Raw genomic sequence first — 20,273 nt, forward strand, 5'->3', positions numbered from 1 at the left:
AACAAAACCCAACTCCCAGGCCCGCCATGAGCGGGTTTTTTATTGCCATAAGGAAACCGCCACATGGCCAACATCTTCACCGCTCTCCAGCCGGTTCTCTACAGCGCCGCCCAGGAAGTATCCAACGAACCGTTCGGCGTGATCTCCGCGATCACCGCTGACTTTGACGACAAAGGCGTTGCCGTTGGTGACGCAGTCAAGGTTCCGGTCGCACCGATCCGTGCTGTCAAATCCTTCACCCCGTCGATGGCAATGCCAACCGGCGACGACGCGACCGCTGACGGTGTGTCGGTTCAGATCACCAACACCGACTACGTCGACTGGAACCTGACCGGCGAGCAGATCAAGTCGCTGGAAAACGCCGGCTCCGACAAGGAGTGGGTTCGTCAGATGATCGCCCAGGGCATGCGTGCTCTGCGTAACAAAGCCGAAGTCGCTGCCTGCACCGCGATCAAGGTCGGCGCAACCCGCGCTGTTGGCACTGCCGGTACCAACCCGTTCGCCTCGGACATCAACATCATCCCTGACGTACGCAAGGTGCTGTTCGACAACGGCGCCCCGATGGCTGACCTGCAGCTCTGCATCGATTCGAGCGCTGGTACCTCTGCTCGCAAGCTCGGCATCATCCAGCAGGCGTATCAGGCTGGTAATGACCAGGAGCGTCGTTCCGGCGATCTGCTGCGTCAGTTTGGCTTCTCGATCCGCGAGTCTGCCGGCATCACCGCGCACACCAAGGGCACTGGTACCGCTTACGTCACCTCCGGCTCGACCGGCATCGACGTGCCAAGCGTTGCGCTGGTGACCGGTTCCGGCACCGTGCTGGCTGGCGACGTCGTGTCCTTCGCGGCCGATACCGCGAACAAGTACGTCGTGAACAACGGCGTGGCTGCTCCGGGCACCATCACTCTCGGTCGCCCAGGCGCCCAGATCGTGATCCCGACCGCCAACGCCATGACCATCGGCAACAACTATGTGCCGAACCTCGCGTTCGAGCGCTCGGCTGTTGTGGGTGTGATGCGCGCGCCGATCATCCCGGCCAACCCGATCATCAGCCAGACCCTGATCAGCGATAAATTCGGCATGACTTATCTCCTGCTGCAAATCGCTGGTTACGGCATGACCACCTGGCAGCTGCACATCGCCTACGGCTTCAAAGTCGTTCAGGGCGAGCACGTTGCCGTCGTCATGGGCTAAGGCCTGAATTGGATGGGGGCTTCGGCCCCCGTCCGCTCAAGAGGAAATGAATCATGGCTGGTTTGACCAAAGAGCAAAAAGCAGCAAAGGCCCTGCTGGAAAAGGTCGTTGAGCTGAGCGGCCTGAAGGCCGAAGAATTCGCGCTGCTGTCGGCTGAAGAGCAGGCGGCGCACGCCGAAAAGGCGCAGGAAGCGATTGACGCCGAGGTTTTGGCAAAGGCAGACGCCGCCAAAAAGCCTGACGAAGAAGAGGTGGACAACTCCCACCTGATTGCAGTGACCAAGGACGGCGAAACCCTCGAAGTTCATCCATCCGCCCTCGCTGACCACAAGCGGATTGGCTGGAAAGAAGCCTAATCCAAAAGGATCGCCGCAATGTCCAGAACCTCCGACAGCCCTGCATCATCTGCATACGCTGTGACCCCGAGCGATACTACCTTGCTGTCGCCGCTGCCTCGCTCGCTCTACGTGGGGGCAGCTGGCAACGTAGCAATCGTGCCTGAAGACGGTATCGCTTCGGTCGTGTTCGTTGCGGTATCCGCCGGGCAGATCCTGCCAATTCGTGCCAAGAAAGTGATGTCTACCGGTACGACTGCTTCCAACATCGTGGCGATGTACTGATGATCGGCCTGGGCGCGAGCATCTGGCGCGGCGTCAAGGGCGTCGGGGCCAATGGCAGCGTTTCATTGCCAGCCCCTACAACGGTCAACTTCACTTCGGCGCAGGTTTCACCAGGCTTTACCGGCTCGGTCAGCACGACCAAGAATGCGGCGCGCATCTATGCCCGTGGCGCACTGACTCTGTGGTGCGGGTATATCACCGGTACCGAGGCGAAGCTGACCAACCCCACGGACTTCGGCGATAACGCTGGATCCATGGAAGTGGCCATCGATGGCGGGGCATTTGCCGCCGCGCCGAACACTGCATCGGTCTATACCCTGTTCACTGGATTGCCGCACGCCACCCGATTCGTCGAAGTGCGCTGGGTTGCCGCCATGGCAAGCGCTCCGTACATCGCATCGTCCGGAAACGTGCTTGCGGTGACTGGGCAACCTCCGGCACTGCAAACCTTTGTCGGCAAGATCGAGACAGGTGCTGATTCATCCTTGGGCCTGTACAACGGCGCAGTCATCGCCAACGCGACAAACTACACGCCGTCGCTAACAACGCCGAAGGGCGCCACCTACGGGTCCTGCATCAACTCGGTCAAGATCAAAGGTGCATTCACCAAGCTGGCGGTCACGCTAAACGGAACCCGCAAGGTGGGTGTCAGCAAGAACGGTGGGGCGGCTACGTATTACTCTGTCGCAGATGAGACTGATTTCCCACCGCGCGCCTTGATCATTCCGTGCGACGGGTCTGTCTCGACGTACAACGTTTGGGACGACGGCAACCAAGTGCCAACCGGTGGCACCTTTTGCGTGTCGGCCGACTCGGCATTTCTGGACATCGGCACTCGTCGGCGTCTGGATCAGTACGGCGACTCGATCACCTACGGTTCTGGGCCAGGCGCCACATCGGCGGATACGGAGACCATGCGCGTGGCTGCGGCCCTCGGGTTCGTCGGCAGCACCAACGGGATCAGTGGCCTGACCATTGCCGGGATGAAAACGCTGCTCGACAACGTGTTGCCGCTGAAAACAATCGGCGCCGACGACGTTGCAATCCTGGCCATTGGCGGCAACAGCGCAACGGACGGCATTGATGCGACTGATCAGGCCGACTACTCGGCATGCATCGATAAGCTGCTGGCCAAGGGTTATGGCAAGGTCTTGTGCCGAGGCATCCTGCCGAACGCTGGTGCCCAGGCCGCAGTAGATGCTGCCAACGTCATTCTGAAGGGAGTGATGGACGCCAAGGCGAATCCAAAGCTTGTGTGGATCGATACGAGCACCTGGAACACCTTCACCACCATCGACGGAACCCACCCAGACGCAGCGGGCTACGTGACCATTGCTGGTTTTGCCATTCCTGCCTACACCACCGCGCTCGGTCTATAACCGCATGAGGCCACTATGTTGATCATTGAAAACGGCACCATCGTGGCCGGCGCCGAGTCATTTGCCACTGCTGCAGAACTGGTGGCGTACGCGGCGAACTTCGGCCGGGTGATTCCGGCTGATACGCCGTCGCAGGAAGCACTGTTGCGCCGGGCTGCGCTCCAGATGGATGCACTGAACTGGAAGGGCCGCGCAGTCAATCGTGACCAGGCGCTGGCGTGGCCACGCTTCAACGTCTGCCGGAATGGCTGGGTGCTCCCATCCGACTCCATCCCGGCACAGATCAAGGCCGGGCAAATGGCCCTGGCCACCGAGATTCACGCCGACGACTTGTCACCGCCTGAGCAACGCCTTGGCGCGATCAGCCGGGAGAAGGTAGGCCCGCTTGAAACCGAGTACTCGACTGCAAGCCCCATCATCAGCAAGCCTGCCGCTGTTCGGCAGTCCTATGCGCAGTTCTCTGGGCTTCTGCAGTCATCCAACCAGGTCTCACTGAGTAGAAGCTGATGTCAGATATCTATGATCGGGCGAAGGCGAGCGCTGCACGAATGCTGGCGCCTCGCAGTAAGGGCGGCAAAGGACTGGAACTGTCACTGCTCCGCGTCACGACCGGTGAATATGAACCTGACACTGGCACAACCCCAGTAACCACCAATCAATACGACGGATCGGGCTTCCGCGAGAACTACAACCAGCGCGATATCGACGGATCACGCATCAAGCAGGGCGACGTGAAGATTCTGGTCTCGCCGCTGCTGCTGGACGGGACCGACACACCGCAGCCGATCAGCCAGGACAAAATCCTGTTCGACGGCGACACCTACACGGTGCAGAACGTTGACCCATGGGATTACGCCGGCCTCGCGGTCGGATTCAGTGTGCAGGTGCGCAGATGAGCTTCGCACTGGATCTTAAGGCGTTCGCCGAGAAGGCCAATGCCAATGCCGAGACTGTGATCAAGAAGGTCGCCATCGACCTGCTGAATGACGTAATTGATCGATCTCCAGTCGGTAAACCAGAAATTTGGGCTGCCAACTCAGTAGCCAGGCAGTACAACGATGAAGTCGCCCGTCTCAACGCCGAACTGCGGAATGACCCGGCCAACCTCAATAAAAGGGGGCTGTTTAAGCCTGGGATCAAGATCAATGACAGCATGGATCTTGTCGCCGGAAAGGGGTATGTCGGCGGCAGGTTCAGGGGCAATTGGCAGGTATCGTTTGATACTCCAAAATCCGGCGTGCTGGATCGCATTGATAAGTCTGGCGACGACACAAAAGCTGCTGGCGCGGCTGTAATCCAAGGATTCACAAGCGGAGTCAGCACTATCTGGCTGATGAACAATATTGTTTACAGCTTGGCCCTTGAATATGGGCACTCAACACAAGCCCCGGCCGGCATGACGCGCATATCTGTGCTTGACGCACAGGCTTACATTAATGACGCCATCGCGGAGCTTCCCTGATGTCAGACAAGATCATCCGCAGCCTGTTTGAAGGCCACTTGAAGACGTGGGCGACTGCCCGGGTTCCGGCGCTGCCGATTGCCTATGAAGACGTCGCCTTCACGCCGCCGGCTGACGGCTCGCCTTACCTGCGCGCCTTCCTGCTGCCGGCCAACACGACCAGCGAGGACCTGGAAGGCAAGCACACGGCTTACCGAGGCGTCTTCCAGATCAGCATTGTGACCAAGGCCGGGATTGGCCGCGGCACTGCTGAAGGGATTGCCGACGAGATCGCCGCACTGTTCCCGAACAACCTTGCCCTGACGAAAACAACCTTCACCGTCTACGTCCGCTCGCCGATGGCGACTGCGCCGGACCAGCAGGGCGACACGACTACAACGCTGCCGCTGTCGTTCCAATACCGGGCCGACACCACCACCTAATCCGCCCATTGGGCAAACCCAGAGCCCGCCATTGAGCGGGTTTTGTCATTCTGCATAGAGGAAACCCCATGAGCGTCAAATTACCTAACGGTGCGACATTCGAACATGCCGCCACCTATGCTGCCGCACTTCCGTTCTCTGCCATCTCCAACGCTTCCGAAGCAATTTGCACCGTAACCGGCGCTACTCTGGCTGTCGGCGACATTCTGCTGGTTGCTTCCGGCTGGACCGCGCTGAATAACAAGGTCGTGCGCGTCAAGGCTGCCACTGCCACCGCGATCACCCTGGAAGCGATCGACACTACCGACACCACCGTCTACCCGGCAGGCTCCGGTACCGGCACCCTGAAGAAGGTGCTGACCTGGGTGCAGATCCCGCAAATCACCGACTTCGCATCGTCCGGCGGCGAGCAGAACTACGCCGACGTCGCCTTCCTCGAAGCTCAGCAGGGCTTTCAGATCCCGACCGACAAGTCTGCTGCCAGCATGACCATCACCGTCGCCGATGACCCGGCGCTGCCATACGTGCCGGTCGTTACCGCTGCCGACACTGCCCGGACCATCCAGGCCGCGCGCATGAACCTGCCCGGAACCGACAAGATTTACTACGGCGTCTACACCTCGTTCTCGCAACAGCCGGCCATCTCTCGCAACAACGTGATGACCAAGACTGTTTCCATGGCCCTGCAAGCCACCGCCACCCGCTATACCTCGTAAGGAAACTACATGGCCAGTTTCAAGATTGCCCAGAACGCCACGTTCAAGGCTGAAGTCGATATTCCGCGCGTCGGCCTCGATCCTGTCAAAGTCGAATTCGAGTTCAAGTACCGCGACCGCAAGGAGCTATCGAAGTACCACGACAAATGGAACAAGGAGCGTGACGCGCTGATTGCTGAGTCCATGAAGGATGGAGCCACATGGGAAGAAGCAACCGATGCACAGGTGAGGCTTGAAGTTGGCCAGCTCAAGGAAATCATTGTCGGCTGGGGTTTCGACGACGAGTTTGGCGAAGAGTCCCTGACCGAGCTGGCATTGACCTGTGTAGGCGCTCCGTCGGCAATCCTCAATGCCTATAAAAAGGCCTATGAGCTCGCCAGCCGGGGAAACTGATAGCCGCAGCGCGCGCGATGTATGAGCCGCGCGCCACAGCCGAAGACATGGCGAAGCTGGGCCTGACGCTGGCCGACATTGCAGAGGATGACGTGGAGATCTGGCCAGACAACTGGCCAGTCTTCCGTTTGTTCAATGCACTCGGCACTCAGTGGCGCGCCGGGCCGGGCGGCGCCACCGGACTGGATTACTCAGTCGTGCGCGAGGTTGCCATCCTCATCGGCATCAAGAAGCGGCAAATCCACGAACTATTTCCTGACCTTCAAGTAATGGAGGCCGAAGCGCTCGCCGTCATGGCTGAGGCGTAGTGAATTTATTGTCAGGAGAGTGGCATGACACAAGACATCGCCAGCCTTGGTATCAAGGTAGAGACCGGTGAGGTAGCCAAGGCGTCCACGGAGCTGGATGGTCTGGCGCAGGCTGGCGCGAAGGCCGAGAAGGCAACGGAGAGCCTGTCCGGTGAGAGCAAGAAGGCCAGCATCTCCATCAAGGCGATGGCGGCGGAGACGAAAGCGGCTGAGGCGGCCACGGCCAAGCTCGGCAAGCAGACTGCGGCCACGGGCGTATCAGCGGCGCAAACTGCTGCGGCGTTGCGCGGCGTGCCGGCTCAAGTCACGGACATCATCACCAGCCTTCAAGGCGGCCAGGCTCCACTGCAGGTCCTCCTGCAACAGGGCGGCCAGCTCAAGGACATGTTCGGCGGCGTAGTTCCAGCTGCCAAGGCACTGGGCGGATACGTCACCGGCCTGATTAATCCATTCACCCTGGCTGCGGCTGCGGCTGCTGCATTGGGCCTTGCCTATTACAAAGGCAGCGAAGAGGCGACCGCGTACAACAAGGCGCTGATCCTGACTGGCAATGCTGCCGGAACCAGCGCTGATCAGTTGGCCTCGCTGGCCAAGCAGATCAGTTCGACCATCGGCACCACCGGTGCTGCTGCTGAAGTGTTGGCGCAACTGGCCGGCAGTGGCAACGTGGCAGCCTACAGCTTCGAGGAAATCACCAAAGCCGCCCTGACGATGAAGGATGCGACCGGCAAGGCGGTGGAAGAAACAGTTGCGCAGTTTGCCTCCATCGCCAAGGAGCCTGTAGCAGCATCCATCAAGCTCAACGAGCAGTATCACTACCTGACCGCTTCGGTTTACGAGCAGATCGTCGCACTGGAGAAACAAGGTCAGCAGGCCGAGGCTGTTCGCCTGGCCACTGATGCGGTTGCCGACGCCATTCAAGGCCGCGGCGATCAGATCACCCAGCGCCTTGGTTTGATCGAGGGCGCATGGAATAAAGTCGCCAAGGCAGCCAACTGGGCCTGGGATGCAGCGCTTGATGTTGGGCGTGAAGCGACCTACGAAGAGAAACTGGCCGAGCTTGAGACCGCCGCGTCAAACGCCGCCCGATTGGGTGCAGGTCCGCGAGGGACTGGCGGTCAAGGTGCAGCGGGTATTGAGGCGCAGCGTGCTTCCCTGATGCTTGAGGAGCAGGATCGTCGCCGTCGTGCCCAGGCCAACAAGGATGATCAGGACGCTGAAGAGCGGTCGATCCAGGCCCGCCAACGACTGAACCTGCTGGTAGACAAAGGCAAGTCGCTCACCGAGCAAACCGCTGCAGCCTACGCCAAGATCGACAAGGACGCAGAGTCAGCGGCACGGCGCGGCACGGCGTACACGAAAGAGCAACTCGCCCAGGCCAAGAAAGTCGAGTTCGAGCGAATCAACGGCAAGCCAACCAAATCTGGCGGCGCCAAACAACTCAACCTGACCGGATACAACGACGCCCAGAACGCGATCAAGGATCTGCAAGCCACCTACTCGAACTCTGAGAAGGAGCTTGAGGCGCAGCAGAAGGCAGGCCTGATCACACAGGATACTTACGCGACTCAACGCGCAGTTCTGATCAAGGCTGAAAAGGAAGAGGTGACCTCTGCCTATCAGGCCGAGATCAAAGCACTTGAGGCGGTAAAGGCTCAGAAGGGCACAACTGCAGAGCAGAGCATCCAGCTCGACCAGAAGATTTCTGATGCAAAGAGCGCGATGGTCAGGGCGCAGAAAGACTCAGATAGCCAACTTGAAGTTTTGAGGCTGAAGGAGAAGGAGCGCCTTGATAAACAGAAGCTGGCAATCCAGACCTACACCGACGCGCTGAATCAACAGAACATCACGCTTCGCCAGCAAGGGCAGCGCGAGGCGGCAAGTCTTGGTATGGGTGACCGGCAGAAAGGGCTGCAAAGCCAGTTCAATGGCATCGACGACAAGGCCAATGCCCAGCGTATCGATCTGGCCAACCAGTACGGCGACGGCTCGCGCGGCATGAGCCTCGACGAGTACAACGCCAAGCTGAAGGCCGTTGCGCAGAGTCAGCAAGATCTGCGCAACACCGTGATCGCCAACTACGACGACATGACCTCTGCGCAGGGTAGCTGGACCGCCGGCGCGTCTTCAGCCTGGGAAAACTACCTGGAATCGACGCGCGATGTGGCCGGGCAGACCAAAAGCCTGCTCACCAACGCCTTCACCTCGGCCGAGGACGCCCTTGTCCAGTTTGTCACCACCGGGAAGCTTTCATTCTCCGACTTCGCGAAATCCGTTCTGTCGGACATGGCCCGTATAGCAGTGCGGCAGGCCAGTTCGTCGGCGCTGAGCGGGTTGTTCGGTATTGCCGCAAGCGCGGCTGGCGGAGCATCTTCCGGGGGCTCAGCATCCTACACCGGCGCCTACGGCTTCGATGCTGGTGGTTACACCGGCGACGGCGGCAAGTATCAGCCTGCTGGCATTGTGCATAAGGGTGAGGTGGTGATCCGTAAAGAGGTGGTCCAGCAGCGCGGTATGCGCGGATACCTAGAGCGCCTGAACAAGCGCGGCTATGCGGACGGCGGCTATGTCGGCTCGTCCGACGGATCTGCGTCGCAAGGTGGCGGCGGAGAAACGCCAATCGTCGTCAACGTAGATGCGCGGGAAAGCGGGGCGTCAGGGGTTGACCCTGTTCGCTTGGCCGAGGCCATCAAGGTCACTGTCAGGCAGGAAATAGCAACCGCACGCCGTAACGGCGGCCAGCTCGCATAAGGAGGCGTCATGCCGACATTTACATGGGTTCCGACCTATGACGCCACCAAAACGATCACACCTAATGTTGACGTCATCAAGTTCGGCGGTGGTTACGAACAGCGGCAGGGTAGAGGTATCAACCAGCAGGCGCGCAAGCTCGCCCTGACGTTCAAGCGGCCCAAGGCAGAGATCGAGGCCATCGATACATTTCTCAAGGCTCGCGGCGCGATTGAAGCTTTTGACTACGTACACTCAGGCCAGGCAACAGGGAAGTATGTCTGCCGCGAGTGGACGAGAACCAATATCGCCAAAGGCATTGACGGCCTGTCTGCGACCTTTGAGGAGGTGTTCGAATGAGCGAGCTTCAGGGTCAGCTCGCGCTCGCGAATGGCATGTCGATCTGGGAAGGGTTCGAGCTGGTTTTGTCAGATCAGACGCTTCGCTTTCATGCTGGAGTGAACGAAACGCTTGGGTCAGTTGTGTGGCAGGGGAACGTCTATACGCCCTGGCCAATCAATGCCGTTGAGTTCGGCACGCCGAGTGATGGAGAGCCAGCGCGACCAAAACTTCAGGTCGGAAACTTCGGTGGCACTATCTCTGCGCTGTGCCGTCAGTACGACGATTTGCTTTGGGTAAAACTCAAGCGCCATCGGACCTTGGTCAAGTATCTGGATGCGGCTAACTTTGCTGGTGGAAACCCATCGGCAAACCCTGCTGAACACTATCCAGTCGAAACCTGGTTCATCACGCGCAAGGTTAACGAGACGCCTGCTGCGATTGAGTTCGCGCTGGGTTCGCCTCTGGACCTTGAGGGCGTCAAGTTGCCACGCCGTCAGGTGGTGGCAGGCACTTGCCTGTGGGCCTATCGCTCTGGTGAGTGTGGTTATGCCGGCGGGCCGGTCGCGGACTATACCGACAACCCAACCAGCGATCCTGCCAAGGATCAGTGCAGCCGTACCTTGCGGGGCTGCAAAAAACGCTTCGGTGAGTTCGGCGAGCTTCCGTTTGGCGGCTTCCCGGGCATTGCCCGCGTTCCGAGACTTTGACCATGAGCAAACTGTTCGAGAAATGCCGGGCTGACGCCGAGGCGCATGCCTTGGCTGAGTACCCGCGAGAGTCATGCGGCCTGGTCGTCAGCGTGCGCGGAAAGCCGTCCTATGTGCCGTGCCGCAATCAGTCGGAAGAGCCGGATCACTTCATCTTGCACCCCGAGGACTACGCGGCGGCGGAAGATCTGGGTGATATTTTCGCGGTGGTGCATTCGCACCCTGATGCCGGCCCCGAGCCAAGCCTGCACGATATCGCGAGTCACGCGGCCAGTCGCATGACCTGGTGGATTGTCGGGCTGAAGGATGGTGCTGCAACCTGGCACGAAATGCCGGCCTCCGGCGAAATGCCGCTCGAAGGCCGGGTTTTTGTCCATGGCGTGATCGACTGTTACACCCTGGTCCGCGACTACTACCGGCAGGTGCTCGGCATCATCCTTCCTAACTACCATCGCAAGGATGACTGGTGGCACAACGGCGAAAACCTGTACGTCGACAACTTCGAGCGGGCCGGCTTTGTTCCCGTATCCACTCCAGAGCCAGGCGATTTGATAGTCATGGCCATCGGTAGCCCGACTCCGTGCCACGGTGCCATTTGGCTGGAGGGTGACGTGCTGTTGCACCACCTGTACGGCCGCCTGAGCTGCAAAGAAGTCTACGGCCGCGCCTATCGGGAATGCACCACCCACATCATGCGCTACAAACGATAGACCCTGTATTTGTTCGGTCTTTGCCTGTTAGAGTCGCCAAAACACATGGAGGCTCAGCAATGCGGAAAGCTATAACAGCCCTGGCACTGATCGCGCTGGCGGGGTGCACTACGCCGGACGATCTGCTGAAAGGTGATCCAGCGGTTTCCAAGGTCACCAATAAAGACCCGAAGACATTCGCCCTTTGCGTCTATCCAGATTGGCAGGAATACCAATCGACAGCCACGATGAGCGAAACCACAGACGGTTATCGACTCGTATCGGGTGGGGAGATGAACGGACAGACAAACGACGTTCTCGACATCAAGCGCACTGCGAGTGGGAGCACGGTCAAGCTCTACCAGCGAATGGCCTGGCAGCAGGTTGGGCGCAGCAAAGTAACCGAATCACTTAATCGCTGCCTGTAGATAGGGCAGAACAACAAAGCCGCCTCCGGGCGGTTTTTTATTGCCTGGAGAAAAGTATGTGCGCTGCCAATGTCCAGCCTATGACCACCATTTTGCTGTCCGGCAGCCTGGCACAAGCTTTCGGTCGCGAGCATGTCAGACACCTTGAGACCGGCACGACTATTGAGGCGTTCAGCGCCCTGAGGCACACGATCCCAGGCTTCGAAGATTTCATCCGTGACTCCGCGCGCAAGGGTCTTCGCTACGCCATATTCCGCAATCGCGAGAACGTCGGCGAGCGCGAGTTCACCTTGAGCGGGACGACAGAAATTCGAATCGTTCCGGTCCTTTCTGGCAGCAAAAACGGCGGACTGTTCCAGACCATTGTTGGTGTTGCGCTGATCGTTGCTTCGTTCATTCCTGGCTTCCAAGCGCTTCTGCCAGTAGGTATCGCGATGACCCTTGGTGGCGTCGTGCAGATGCTGTCACCGGTTCCAAAATCCCCCAGCCAGCAAGAACAAGCCAGCACCGAAAACAAACCCAGCTACCTCTTCAATGGCGCGTTCAACTCGACGCAGCAAGGCCTTCCTGTTCCGGTCATCTACGGGAAGATGCTGGTGGGCTCCAGCGTAATCGCGGTCGGTACCTGGGCGGAGGCCATCCCTGCATGAGTGAAGTAATCATCGGTAGGAAGGGCGGAAAAAGCGGGGGAGGCAGCAGCTCTTCGCGCGCCGCTGTTGAGGCGCCGGACAGCCTGCGCTCGCGTCAGCATGTACGAATTCTTCACGCGATCTGCGAGGGCGAAATTCTTGGGTATCTCGGTGGGCCGCAGGGCATCTTCTTTGACGATGTTCCGCTGCAGAACGCCGATGGCAGTTACAACTTCTCCAACGTCAGCATTGATTCTCGCGTTGGCACGCAATGGCAGGCCTATCTGCCCATCACAGGGTTGGAGGCGGAGCAGTCGGTCGGCGTTGAAATGAAGTTCAACGTGGCGCTTGAGCGCGCAATTACAGACACCGATGTGGACGCAGTGAGAATCACGGTCAGCGTGCCGCAGCTGTCTGAACAGAATACACAGAATGGTGATACCAACGGTTCGAGCGCCATATTCCGCGTCGAGGGAAAGCTCGGTACCGGCGGCTGGTTTGGTCTGTGCGATGACATCACCATCAGTGGCAAGACCATGAGTCGCACTCAGCTCTCCTATTATCTGCGTCTTCCGCCGTCCGGCGGGTTACCGCGTTACATCCGGCTCACTCGTTTATCCGCGGACTCGGGCAGCGCTGCCATCCAAAACCGGACCTTCTTTGACAGCTACACCTTGCTGTGGGATGAGAAGCTGCGCTACCCGAACACCGCGTTGTTGGGTGTATCGATCGATGCTGAGCAGTTCTCAAGCATCCCACGCATGGCTTTCATGGTTGGCGGGATGAAAGTGTTGATCCCGAGCAACTACGACCCCAACACCCGAATTTATGCAGGGTCATGGGATGGATCGTTCCAGCGTGCCTGGACCGACAACCCGGCTTGGGTCTGGTACGACATGCTCACCAATACCCGCTATGGACTGGGTGGCTTGCTCGACTCGACCTTAATCGATAAATACGCGCTCTACAGCATTGCTCAGTACTGCGACGCTCTGGTGCCGGACGGTTACGGTGGTCTTGAGCCGCGTTTTGCCTGCAATCTGGCACTCACCACCCAGCAGGATGCTTGGAAGCTGGTCAACGACATGGTGTCGGTGTTCCGGTCTATCTGCTTCTGGGCTGGCGGCACGCTGACTGCCGTACAGGATGCGCCGCGCTCCAGCCGTTATCTGTTCAACAACTCGAACGTGGTCGGCGGTGAATTCAATTACCAGTCGGTAGCTTCCGATCAGCGTTACAACGTAGCGGCTGTCACCTGGAATGACCCGCTGCAGCAATACAAGCAGTCGGTTGAGGTGGTTGAACGGCCTGATTTGATCGCGAAGTGGAATCGGATTCAACAGAGCGACGTGGTAGCCATTGGCTGCACATCGCGCGGTCAGGCACGTCGTCTCGGTCGTTGGTTACTGTACGCCGAAAGCGAGGCGGTCACCTTCGCCTCTGGCGCCGATGGGGCCATCCCGCTGCCGGGCGACATCATCGATATTACCGATGCCCATCGGGCTGGCGCACGCAACGGTGGACGGCTGCTCGCTGGCAGCACGGCTTCTAACCTGCTTCTGGATGCTCCGATCGGCTTGGTCGGCACCGGCGTAGTGGGTGTGGTGATGCCGGATGGATCGTACGCGACCGCTGCCGTGACTGTAGGAGCGGGAGCAACTTCCATCACAGTATCGCCGCCTTTGGCCTCAGCACCTCTGGCCAGTGCGCCTTGGGCGTTTTCGACAGCATCGCTGGAGACGCAGAAATTCCGTGTCATCGGCATCAGCGAAGGCGACGACGGCACCTATGCGATCAGCGCCGTGGCGTTCGACCCTGACAAATTCGACGAGGTCGAGTTTGGTACGCCGGATGTCGACAACCCAATAAGCAATGTGAACCTGTCTGCGCCGGATGCTATGGGGCAGCTCACTTTCCTCGAATCGCTGTATGACACCGGAACCGGATTGGCCGCAGCTCGCCTATCGGTGAGCTGGACGCCACCGGCGCGTGCGATGCGTTACCAGGTTGAAGTCAAGAAACCGGGCGGTAATTGGGAATATGTCGCCGAAATTGCGACGCCAAGCATCGATTTCGACTCGGCTTCCTCAGGCCTTTGGACTGTTCGAGTCACGCCAAAGTCGGTCCTTGGTCTTGCGGGTCAGGCCTCATCTCAGGAGTACTCCGCTCAAGCACTTTTAGCTCCGCCTTCGGAACTGGTTGGATTGCGACTGGATGTCATAAACAGTGTGGCCACGCTGGCCTGGGAGCCAGTGCCAGAACTGGACGTGAAGCTCGGTGGCAGCATCAACATTCGGCACTCGCGCAATGTCTCGGCGACTTGGGACACGGCGTTGCCGTTGACCGAGGTAGCGGGGCGCTCGACTTCTTCGGTGGTGGCCTTGCTGCCCGGCAAGTACCTGGCGCGGGCGGTCGACTCTTCAGGCGTTGGCGGTCCGATCGCCGAGGTTTGGTCGGACGCGCAGGTGCCGCTTCCGGCTAACGTAGCACTGATTATCACCGAATCGCCGACCTTCCATGGCGCAGCGGTCAATGCGTCGGCCGCAGACGGCGTGCTGAAAATGACCGGTGCCGGATATTTCGACGATGTGCCGGACGTTGATGCGTTGCTCGGCGAGGTGGACAAGTTCGGTGGTTCGATGCTGACGGCGACGTACAGTTTTGCGGCTCCGGCCGATCTAGGCTACGTCTACGACTGCCGCCTGACAGCTGATGTCGAGGCGGATCTGTATGACGACGGCACCTACATCGATACGGTCCAGGACTTCGACGCGCTGACCAGCATCGACGGCGACCCACCTAACGGTGCGTCGTTGTCGCTGTGGGTGCGCACTTCGGACGTCTCGCCTGCAACATGGTCGGCCTGGAAACCATTTGTCGTTGGCGACTATCGTGCGCGCCAGTTCGATTTCCAGCTTCGCGGATCGGTGCAGCAGACCACCAACTGGATCGACATCTCCAAGCTTGAGGTCGTGATCGACATGCCTGATCGCATTGAAAGCGGTAACGATCTGGCAGTGCCGGCGGGTGGGTTGGTTATCAGCTACACGCCGCCTTTCAATGCACCGCCGGCGGTCAGCCTGACCGCGCAAGGACTTTCCCCGGGCGACTACTTCGATGTTTCCGCCAAGACCGTCACCGGTTTCACGGTCTTCATACGCAATTCCAGTGGGGTCGCCAAGTCAGGCTGCTCGATTGACTACATCTCAAAGGGGTACTGATTTATGTCTCAGCACGATATGGACGTTGCCAACGGTCCAGGGCTGACATTCCGCACCGACATGAACGCCGCATTGCAGGCGCTTGCATCACAGAGCAGCGGAGCGTCTGCCCCGAGTACGACCTTTCCGTGCCAGTTATGGGCGGATACCGGAACTGGCAGACTGAAGCAACGCAATGCTGCGAACTCTGCCTGGCTAGACAGGGGCCCCATAGACTCGGCAGGCGATCTACCGCTGTCTGGCGGCACTATGACCGGCCCCATTAACGACGCTCCGACCCAGACAATTGCCTCGGCGGCCACCACAGACATCGGCGCGGCAACATCGAACGTAGTCGCTATTAGTGGAACCACCACTATTACCGGGCTCGGAACAATTGCCGCTGGCGCCAGGCGGACAGTTCGCTTTCTTGGTGCCTTGGTGCTTACCCATAATGCCGCATCACTAATTCTGCCAGCAGGAGCAAATATCACTACGGCGGCGAACGACGTGGCGGAGTTCCTTAGCCTTGGATCTGGAAACTGGTTCTGCCTTCGTTATACGCCAGCAAGCGGGCTTGCCGTTTCTCCTGGCGGGAAGAACCTGTTCCTCAACCCAGTAGGCGCCGTCAACCAGAGAGGCTATGTATCTGGAACGGCAACAACGGTTGCCAATCAGTTTACTGTCGACCGAATGAAAGTCGTTGTCTCAGGGCAGAGCCTGACTCTTACGGCAAGTGGGATCGGTTTCGTCATGACCGCTCCTGCCGGTGGCGTTGAGCAAGTTATCGAAGGGAACACGATCGAGGGCGGGGTCTATACGCTGTCATGGACAGGTACTGCAATCGCCACCGTCAATGGCACAGCAATATCAAATAAAGGGCAGACAGGCTCTCTTACAGCGGGCACCAATGTAACTATCCGATTTACCGGTGGAACCTATACAGCCGTCCAGTTTGAGCTTGGAGCGATCGCAACACCTTTCGATAAGCGCCCTTTTGCAGCGGAGCTATCTCTATGCCAGAGGTATGCAAGAAAGTGGGTCGCGAATGGCGAGAGCGGGGTTTCGAATGGTGGTGGTGGGGATTTCGGTGTTAAGCACCCTGTAGTGATGCGGGCTGCCCCGACATTCACCCTGCTCTCAATCGGAATATTCGTGGATGGTGTTGCGTCTGGCACTCCAACATCTATCACCATGGTAAATGCCGGAGCTGATGGTTGCTGGATGGGATATGGCACTGGAGGCGCGACGACGGCTGGGCGCGGTTGCGTGCATCGTGACCACACAGGAATCTTTTCGGCGGACCTCTAATTATGTACGTATTAGCAAAAAGTGGGCTTGTGACAAGGGTTCTGGATTCGGCGCAGATCCCATCAGATCCGATGAACCTGGATTGGATTGAGTACCAGAACTGGCTTGATAGCGGGAATACCCCGTCACCAGACTCATCGGCAGATAGGCAGGATGCCGCTGTAACAGAATACCAGTGGCGTGATGTTGAGCTAACCCTGGTAGCTGATCAGCTGCTGCGGGTCGAGGATGGCGATCCGACTGCTTTGCCAGGAACAGCTATTCAGTGGCGAGATTACCGAATCAAGTTGCGCGCCTGGGTCGATGGCGCAGAGCACTTTCCAGACTCTGCCAGCCGGCCAGTACGCCCGGCATAAAAATTACCTCAACACCACGGCCGCCTAGAGCGGTTTTTTTACGCCTGGAGAAAGCCATGCCAATCACCGCGCAGCAGCTGCTGCAGATCCTCCCGAACGCCGGCAAACGAGCCGGCGTTTTTGCACCTGTCTTAAACACGGCGATGCAGCGCTACCAGATCGTCGGCACCAAACGGGTCGCCGCGTTCATTGCTCAGGTCGGGCATGAGTCGGGCCAGCTGATCTACGTACGCGAGTTGTGGGGACCTACACCGACTCAGGCGCGGTATGAGGGCAGGAAGGACCTTGGCAACACCGAAGCCGGTGATGGATTCAAGTTCCGAGGCCGTGGCCTGATCCAGGTAACTGGCCGGGCGAACTATGCTGCGTGCGGTGAAGCACTGGCGCTGGACCTGATCAGCCATCCCGAATTGCTCGAGCTACCACAACATGCGTGCATGTCGGCGGCTTGGTTCTGGGCAACGCATGGGCTGAACACCTTGGCAGATGCTGGCGATTGCGTTGGGATCACCAAGCGAATCAACGGCGGGGTAAACGGCCTGGCCGAGCGGAAAGCCTTCTACGCCGCCGCGCTGAAGGTGCTGGCATGAGCATCTTGCTTCGACTCCTCCCTTATATAGCGGCGCTCGCGCTGGTGGCCGGCGCGCTGTTTGGTGCCTATCACCATGGCGTGACCGTCACGGATTCAAAATGGCAGGCCCAATGGTACGCACGCGACACACGGGACGAAGCTGCCCGGGCCGCAAATGAGTCTGCCGCCCGTGTGCTCGAGCAGGCCTATCAACAGTCAATCAACAAGGCGGTGCAAGATGGCCAACGAATCATCGACCAAGCGACTGCTGACGCTTCCACTGCTCGCGCTTCTGCTGACGGCCTGCGCGGGGCAGCCGACAAGCTTGCCGCTCGACTCGCAGCCAGTGAAGCCGGCGGCAATTCCTGCACTGCCGCCGCAAGCAAGGCAGCTGCCCGCGCCGCAACGGTGCTTGCCGACGTGCTCAAGCGCGCTGACCAGCGAGCGGGCGACCTGGCTGAAGTTGCTGACCAAGCCAGAGCCCGGGGAGTGACCTGCGAGCAGGCGTATGATGGTCTTTCAAAGTAGGGATTGTGTTCGGTCGGCAGGACGCCGGAGGAGGGCGCATTAGGCGTGGGACAATCCTGGGACACTGGATGTCCCATATACTGCTGCATGGATATACAGCATGTTTTACAAAATCCTAATAAATACAGTAGCTTGATCGTAGAGGCCCAATGAAATATGGGGCCGATAACGGATTGCAAATCCGCCTACGCCGGTTCGATTCCGACCTCGGCCTCCACTATTAGAAACCCCGTAGATTAACGTCTACGGGGTTTTTTATTGGGCTAAAAAAAGTGAAGCGTTCGTATCCGTCCGGCCAAGTCATCTACCCAGCCCTGCGAAGCCAAGACATGGTGTGCACTTAAATGTAAGTGGGCACCAGTTCTAGCCTTTTAAGCGGGTATTTCATGCAGCCACAACGCCGTTCCTACTCCAAGTCCTTCAAAGCCCAGGTCATTCAAGAGTGTGCCCAGCCCGGCGCTTCGATTGCCAGCATCGCGCTCAGCCATAGCCTCAACGCAAACCTCGTCTACAAATGGATTCGGGTGCAAGCGCAGAAAAGCACGGCGCTGCAACCTGCATTTATTCCGTTACCCATGCAGCTGTCCGGAGCAAATTCGCAATGCGCATGACTTGCCATAGGCACGGGCACCATACGACATTCCCGCACGTCTTAAATGAGACGTTAAGTGTCTGCTATGGGTCGATTTTATTGATGAAAAATTGGCCGAGGCTCTGTGTATCAGGCTACGCACACCGTCACACTTGGTGATGGGCCGCAAGATGTATTGCCGGAACGCCTACATAGAGCGTCATAGTTTGCGGTTGGTGTCTGATGGCCAGTTAGCCCAACACACCTTGCCAGTTAGACGGGCGCCCACTTATGCGGCAGCAACTCCGTAAGGTGTGTTGGCTGGACGCTTACGCAATAGGTGATCTGAGAACACTTACACTGGAAGTGACGACACCGATACCTGACAGCAAAGGCATCGGTGTCTCTTGCCTGCTCTGGCAGTCTGTCGGGGTCAACTCATCTCTGGAACGAGGTGACTCATGAACGTCAGGTTTTCAATAGCGTACATATACTCAGAGAATCTCGGATCTCCATCGTTGAACGCCTTTGCCACTTTTTGTGCGTTCTCAAGATTGTCCCACATTGCTAAGTCCGCGAAGATTCGGTCGTCGCTCATAGGGCAGTAGGCACGGTACTCGATCAAACCAGGAAAGGTCTTTAACGTTTCACGAAGCTCTGCGCGGAGCACAGGCACTTGCTCAACGCATTCCTGTTTGACCTTGAAAATGGCTAATTCGAGTACATGAGATGAGTGCTGCATAGGGATGACCTTCTGTGTGTTAAGGAGTCCCAATTATCAGTGGCTCATACTGACAGCGTAGTGTCAGTAGAGGTGATCGCTTTCCACTGGCTTGCCTGGTGCTTCATATACGCTTGGAGATCAAGGGCAGGATTGTCGGGTGATGGTTGTTGGGCAATAGCGATGGAGGCTATGCGATCGACCCGAAAATCACGGTAAGCCGCCCTGGCACTACACCAGCTTCCAACTGTCCACTTTCCTCCCCAGTAGAAAAGGCCAAGGGGGGAAATGAGGCGTTGCGAAACCGCACCGTCCAAGCTGGTATAAGTTATCTTCAGCGCCTGGGCGTTTTCGATGGCATTTCGAAGGGTTGCCAGATGGCCACGCGTCGAGGAAGGTGTTGTTCCAAGTGCCCTGATTTTTGCCGTGCTGGGGTCAACCTTGTGATGGACTATGGACGCTGAGATTTTGCTCAACAACATCCTTGCAGCAGCACTTAGATCGTTATCGGCGGAAGCTGAAAGCATTTCCATCCCGAGCATCAATGCATCCAGTTCGAGCCTGTTCAACGTTAAAGGCGGCATCTCAAAATCGGCATCCAAGGCATACCCCACGCCAGCGGTTCCATAGATTGGGATTCCACTGAAGGAAAGGTCGTCGATGTATCGATAGATTGAGCGAACGGAAACGCCAATTCGGCTAGCCAGTCGTTCAGCAGAGATTGGCTGATGGACACGAATCAGATTTACCAATTGAAATAAGCGATCAGCTTTACGCACTAGGTGTGCTCAACTGAGAGTCCTTTTCAAGCTCAATGGCCGCGTTAATGGCGGCCCGAGCTTGTGGGCTATTCTTCCAGCAAGTCGATCCCACTGCTGCCGATGTCTGAGCCAGGATGTCACAAGCATTCGCTTTGCTGGTAAGCGTCCGCCCAACACACCTTGTGTGATTAAACGGGCGCCCACCTGTGCGGCAACAGCTCGGTTATCTCACTCG

Annotated in this window: 25 protein-coding genes and 1 pseudogene; 23 read left to right on the top strand and 3 right to left on the bottom strand. The window is 58.4% G+C overall.

Going from position 1 to position 20,273, the window contains the following annotated elements:
- The first annotated feature begins 63 nt into the window (after positions 1 to 63).
- The 23 genes from JQF37_RS01995 to JQF37_RS02105 all read left to right on the top strand — a co-directional run bounded on the left by JQF37_RS01995 (position 64) and on the right by JQF37_RS02105 (position 18,596).
- Complete coding sequence (locus JQF37_RS01995) at positions 64 to 1,194, top strand: P22 coat - protein 5 family protein (protein WP_204149496.1); 1,131 nt, start codon at positions 64 to 66, stop codon at positions 1,192 to 1,194.
- A 53-nt stretch (positions 1,195 to 1,247) separates the two neighbouring features.
- Positions 1,248 to 1,550: a hypothetical protein gene (locus JQF37_RS02000; RefSeq protein ID WP_204149497.1), complete on the top strand. Its 303-nt coding sequence runs from the start codon at positions 1,248 to 1,250 to the stop codon at positions 1,548 to 1,550.
- A gap of 18 nt (positions 1,551 to 1,568) precedes the next feature.
- The gene (locus JQF37_RS02005) at positions 1,569 to 1,814 is read left to right on the top strand and encodes a hypothetical protein (RefSeq protein ID WP_204149498.1); all 246 of its coding nucleotides are present in this window, start codon (positions 1,569 to 1,571) and stop codon (positions 1,812 to 1,814) included.
- A complete protein-coding gene (locus JQF37_RS02010; RefSeq protein ID WP_204149499.1) occupies positions 1,814 to 3,193 on the top strand; it encodes an SGNH/GDSL hydrolase family protein in 1,380 nt (459 codons plus the stop codon). Before JQF37_RS02005 ends, JQF37_RS02010 begins: the two co-directional genes overlap by 1 nt.
- Before the next feature lie 15 nt (positions 3,194 to 3,208).
- Complete coding sequence (locus JQF37_RS02015) at positions 3,209 to 3,700, top strand: DnaT-like ssDNA-binding protein (protein WP_204149500.1); 492 nt, start codon at positions 3,209 to 3,211, stop codon at positions 3,698 to 3,700.
- Positions 3,700 to 4,089, top strand: a complete 390-nt coding sequence (locus JQF37_RS02020; RefSeq protein ID WP_204149501.1) for a hypothetical protein — start codon at positions 3,700 to 3,702, stop codon at positions 4,087 to 4,089. Before JQF37_RS02015 ends, JQF37_RS02020 begins: the two co-directional genes overlap by 1 nt.
- On the top strand, positions 4,086 to 4,655 hold the full coding sequence (locus JQF37_RS02025) for a hypothetical protein (protein WP_204149502.1): 570 nt from the start codon (positions 4,086 to 4,088) through the stop codon (positions 4,653 to 4,655). The genes JQF37_RS02020 and JQF37_RS02025 overlap by 4 nt, the downstream gene beginning before the upstream one ends.
- The gene (locus tag JQF37_RS02030) at positions 4,655 to 5,077 is read left to right on the top strand and encodes a phage tail terminator-like protein (RefSeq protein ID WP_204149503.1); all 423 of its coding nucleotides are present in this window, start codon (positions 4,655 to 4,657) and stop codon (positions 5,075 to 5,077) included. Before JQF37_RS02025 ends, JQF37_RS02030 begins: the two co-directional genes overlap by 1 nt.
- Positions 5,078 to 5,145: 68 nt before the next feature.
- Positions 5,146 to 5,793, top strand: a complete 648-nt coding sequence (locus JQF37_RS02035; RefSeq protein WP_204149504.1) for a phage tail protein — start codon at positions 5,146 to 5,148, stop codon at positions 5,791 to 5,793.
- 9 nt (positions 5,794 to 5,802) lie between these two features.
- Positions 5,803 to 6,186 carry a phage tail assembly chaperone gene (locus tag JQF37_RS02040; RefSeq protein ID WP_204149505.1) on the top strand — a complete coding sequence of 128 codons (384 nt, stop codon included), beginning with the start codon at positions 5,803 to 5,805 and terminating at the stop codon, positions 6,184 to 6,186.
- A 17-nt stretch (positions 6,187 to 6,203) separates the two neighbouring features.
- Positions 6,204 to 6,494 (top strand): DUF1799 domain-containing protein, encoded by a 291-nt coding sequence (locus tag JQF37_RS02045; protein WP_204149506.1) that lies wholly within the window; start codon positions 6,204 to 6,206, stop codon positions 6,492 to 6,494.
- Positions 6,495 to 6,518: 24 nt separating this feature from the next.
- On the top strand, positions 6,519 to 9,245 hold the full coding sequence (locus JQF37_RS02050; RefSeq protein WP_204149507.1) for a phage tail tape measure protein: 2,727 nt from the start codon (positions 6,519 to 6,521) through the stop codon (positions 9,243 to 9,245).
- Between the two features lie 9 nt (positions 9,246 to 9,254).
- Entirely contained in the window at positions 9,255 to 9,584 is a 330-nt protein-coding gene (locus JQF37_RS02055; RefSeq protein WP_204149508.1) for a phage tail protein, read from the top strand.
- The gene (locus tag JQF37_RS02060) at positions 9,581 to 10,273 is read left to right on the top strand and encodes a phage minor tail protein L (protein WP_204149509.1); all 693 of its coding nucleotides are present in this window, start codon (positions 9,581 to 9,583) and stop codon (positions 10,271 to 10,273) included. The genes JQF37_RS02055 and JQF37_RS02060 overlap by 4 nt, the downstream gene beginning before the upstream one ends.
- 2 nt (positions 10,274 to 10,275) lie before the next feature.
- A complete protein-coding gene (locus JQF37_RS02065) occupies positions 10,276 to 10,983 on the top strand; it encodes a C40 family peptidase (protein WP_204149510.1) in 708 nt (235 codons plus the stop codon).
- A gap of 59 nt (positions 10,984 to 11,042) precedes the next feature.
- A complete protein-coding gene (locus JQF37_RS02070) occupies positions 11,043 to 11,390 on the top strand; it encodes a hypothetical protein (protein ID WP_204149511.1) in 348 nt (115 codons plus the stop codon).
- Positions 11,391 to 11,446: 56 nt separating this feature from the next.
- The gene (locus JQF37_RS02075) at positions 11,447 to 12,040 is read left to right on the top strand and encodes a tail assembly protein (protein ID WP_204149512.1); all 594 of its coding nucleotides are present in this window, start codon (positions 11,447 to 11,449) and stop codon (positions 12,038 to 12,040) included.
- On the top strand, positions 12,037 to 15,240 hold the full coding sequence (locus JQF37_RS02080; RefSeq protein WP_204149513.1) for a phage tail protein: 3,204 nt from the start codon (positions 12,037 to 12,039) through the stop codon (positions 15,238 to 15,240). The genes JQF37_RS02075 and JQF37_RS02080 overlap by 4 nt, the downstream gene beginning before the upstream one ends.
- Before the next feature lie 3 nt (positions 15,241 to 15,243).
- The gene (locus tag JQF37_RS02085) at positions 15,244 to 16,530 is read left to right on the top strand and encodes a hypothetical protein (RefSeq protein ID WP_204149514.1); all 1,287 of its coding nucleotides are present in this window, start codon (positions 15,244 to 15,246) and stop codon (positions 16,528 to 16,530) included.
- A 2-nt stretch (positions 16,531 to 16,532) separates the two neighbouring features.
- On the top strand, positions 16,533 to 16,886 hold the full coding sequence (locus tag JQF37_RS02090) for a hypothetical protein (RefSeq protein ID WP_204149515.1): 354 nt from the start codon (positions 16,533 to 16,535) through the stop codon (positions 16,884 to 16,886).
- A 56-nt stretch (positions 16,887 to 16,942) separates the two neighbouring features.
- The gene (locus JQF37_RS02095; protein WP_204149516.1) at positions 16,943 to 17,476 is read left to right on the top strand and encodes a glycoside hydrolase family 19 protein; all 534 of its coding nucleotides are present in this window, start codon (positions 16,943 to 16,945) and stop codon (positions 17,474 to 17,476) included.
- Positions 17,473 to 17,985 (top strand): DUF2514 family protein, encoded by a 513-nt coding sequence (locus JQF37_RS02100; protein ID WP_204149517.1) that lies wholly within the window; start codon positions 17,473 to 17,475, stop codon positions 17,983 to 17,985. The genes JQF37_RS02095 and JQF37_RS02100 overlap by 4 nt, the downstream gene beginning before the upstream one ends.
- A 386-nt stretch (positions 17,986 to 18,371) precedes the next feature.
- Positions 18,372 to 18,596: a transposase gene (locus JQF37_RS02105; RefSeq protein ID WP_223272751.1), complete on the top strand. Its 225-nt coding sequence runs from the start codon at positions 18,372 to 18,374 to the stop codon at positions 18,594 to 18,596.
- Between the two features lie 393 nt (positions 18,597 to 18,989).
- Here JQF37_RS02105 and JQF37_RS02110 read toward each other — a convergent pair whose 3' ends face one another.
- The 3 genes and pseudogenes from JQF37_RS02110 to JQF37_RS31255 form a co-directional block, all read right to left on the bottom strand.
- A complete protein-coding gene (locus JQF37_RS02110) occupies positions 18,990 to 19,298 on the bottom strand; it encodes a hypothetical protein (protein WP_130211626.1) in 309 nt (102 codons plus the stop codon).
- Positions 19,299 to 19,342: 44 nt separating this feature from the next.
- Positions 19,343 to 20,056, bottom strand: coding sequence for a YafY family protein (locus JQF37_RS02115; RefSeq protein WP_130211625.1), 714 nt, complete (start codon positions 20,054 to 20,056; stop codon positions 19,343 to 19,345).
- Positions 20,049 to 20,195 (bottom strand): annotated as a pseudogene (locus JQF37_RS31255) (helix-hairpin-helix domain-containing protein); the annotation flags it as partial. The gene JQF37_RS02115 and the pseudogene JQF37_RS31255, both read right to left, overlap by 8 nt.
- Positions 20,196 to 20,273: the final 78 nt, after the last annotated feature.

The organism is Pseudomonas sp. MIL9 (assembly GCF_016887925.1).
In the GTDB taxonomy this organism is placed as follows: Bacteria; Pseudomonadota; Gammaproteobacteria; order Pseudomonadales; family Pseudomonadaceae; genus Aquipseudomonas; species Aquipseudomonas mohnii.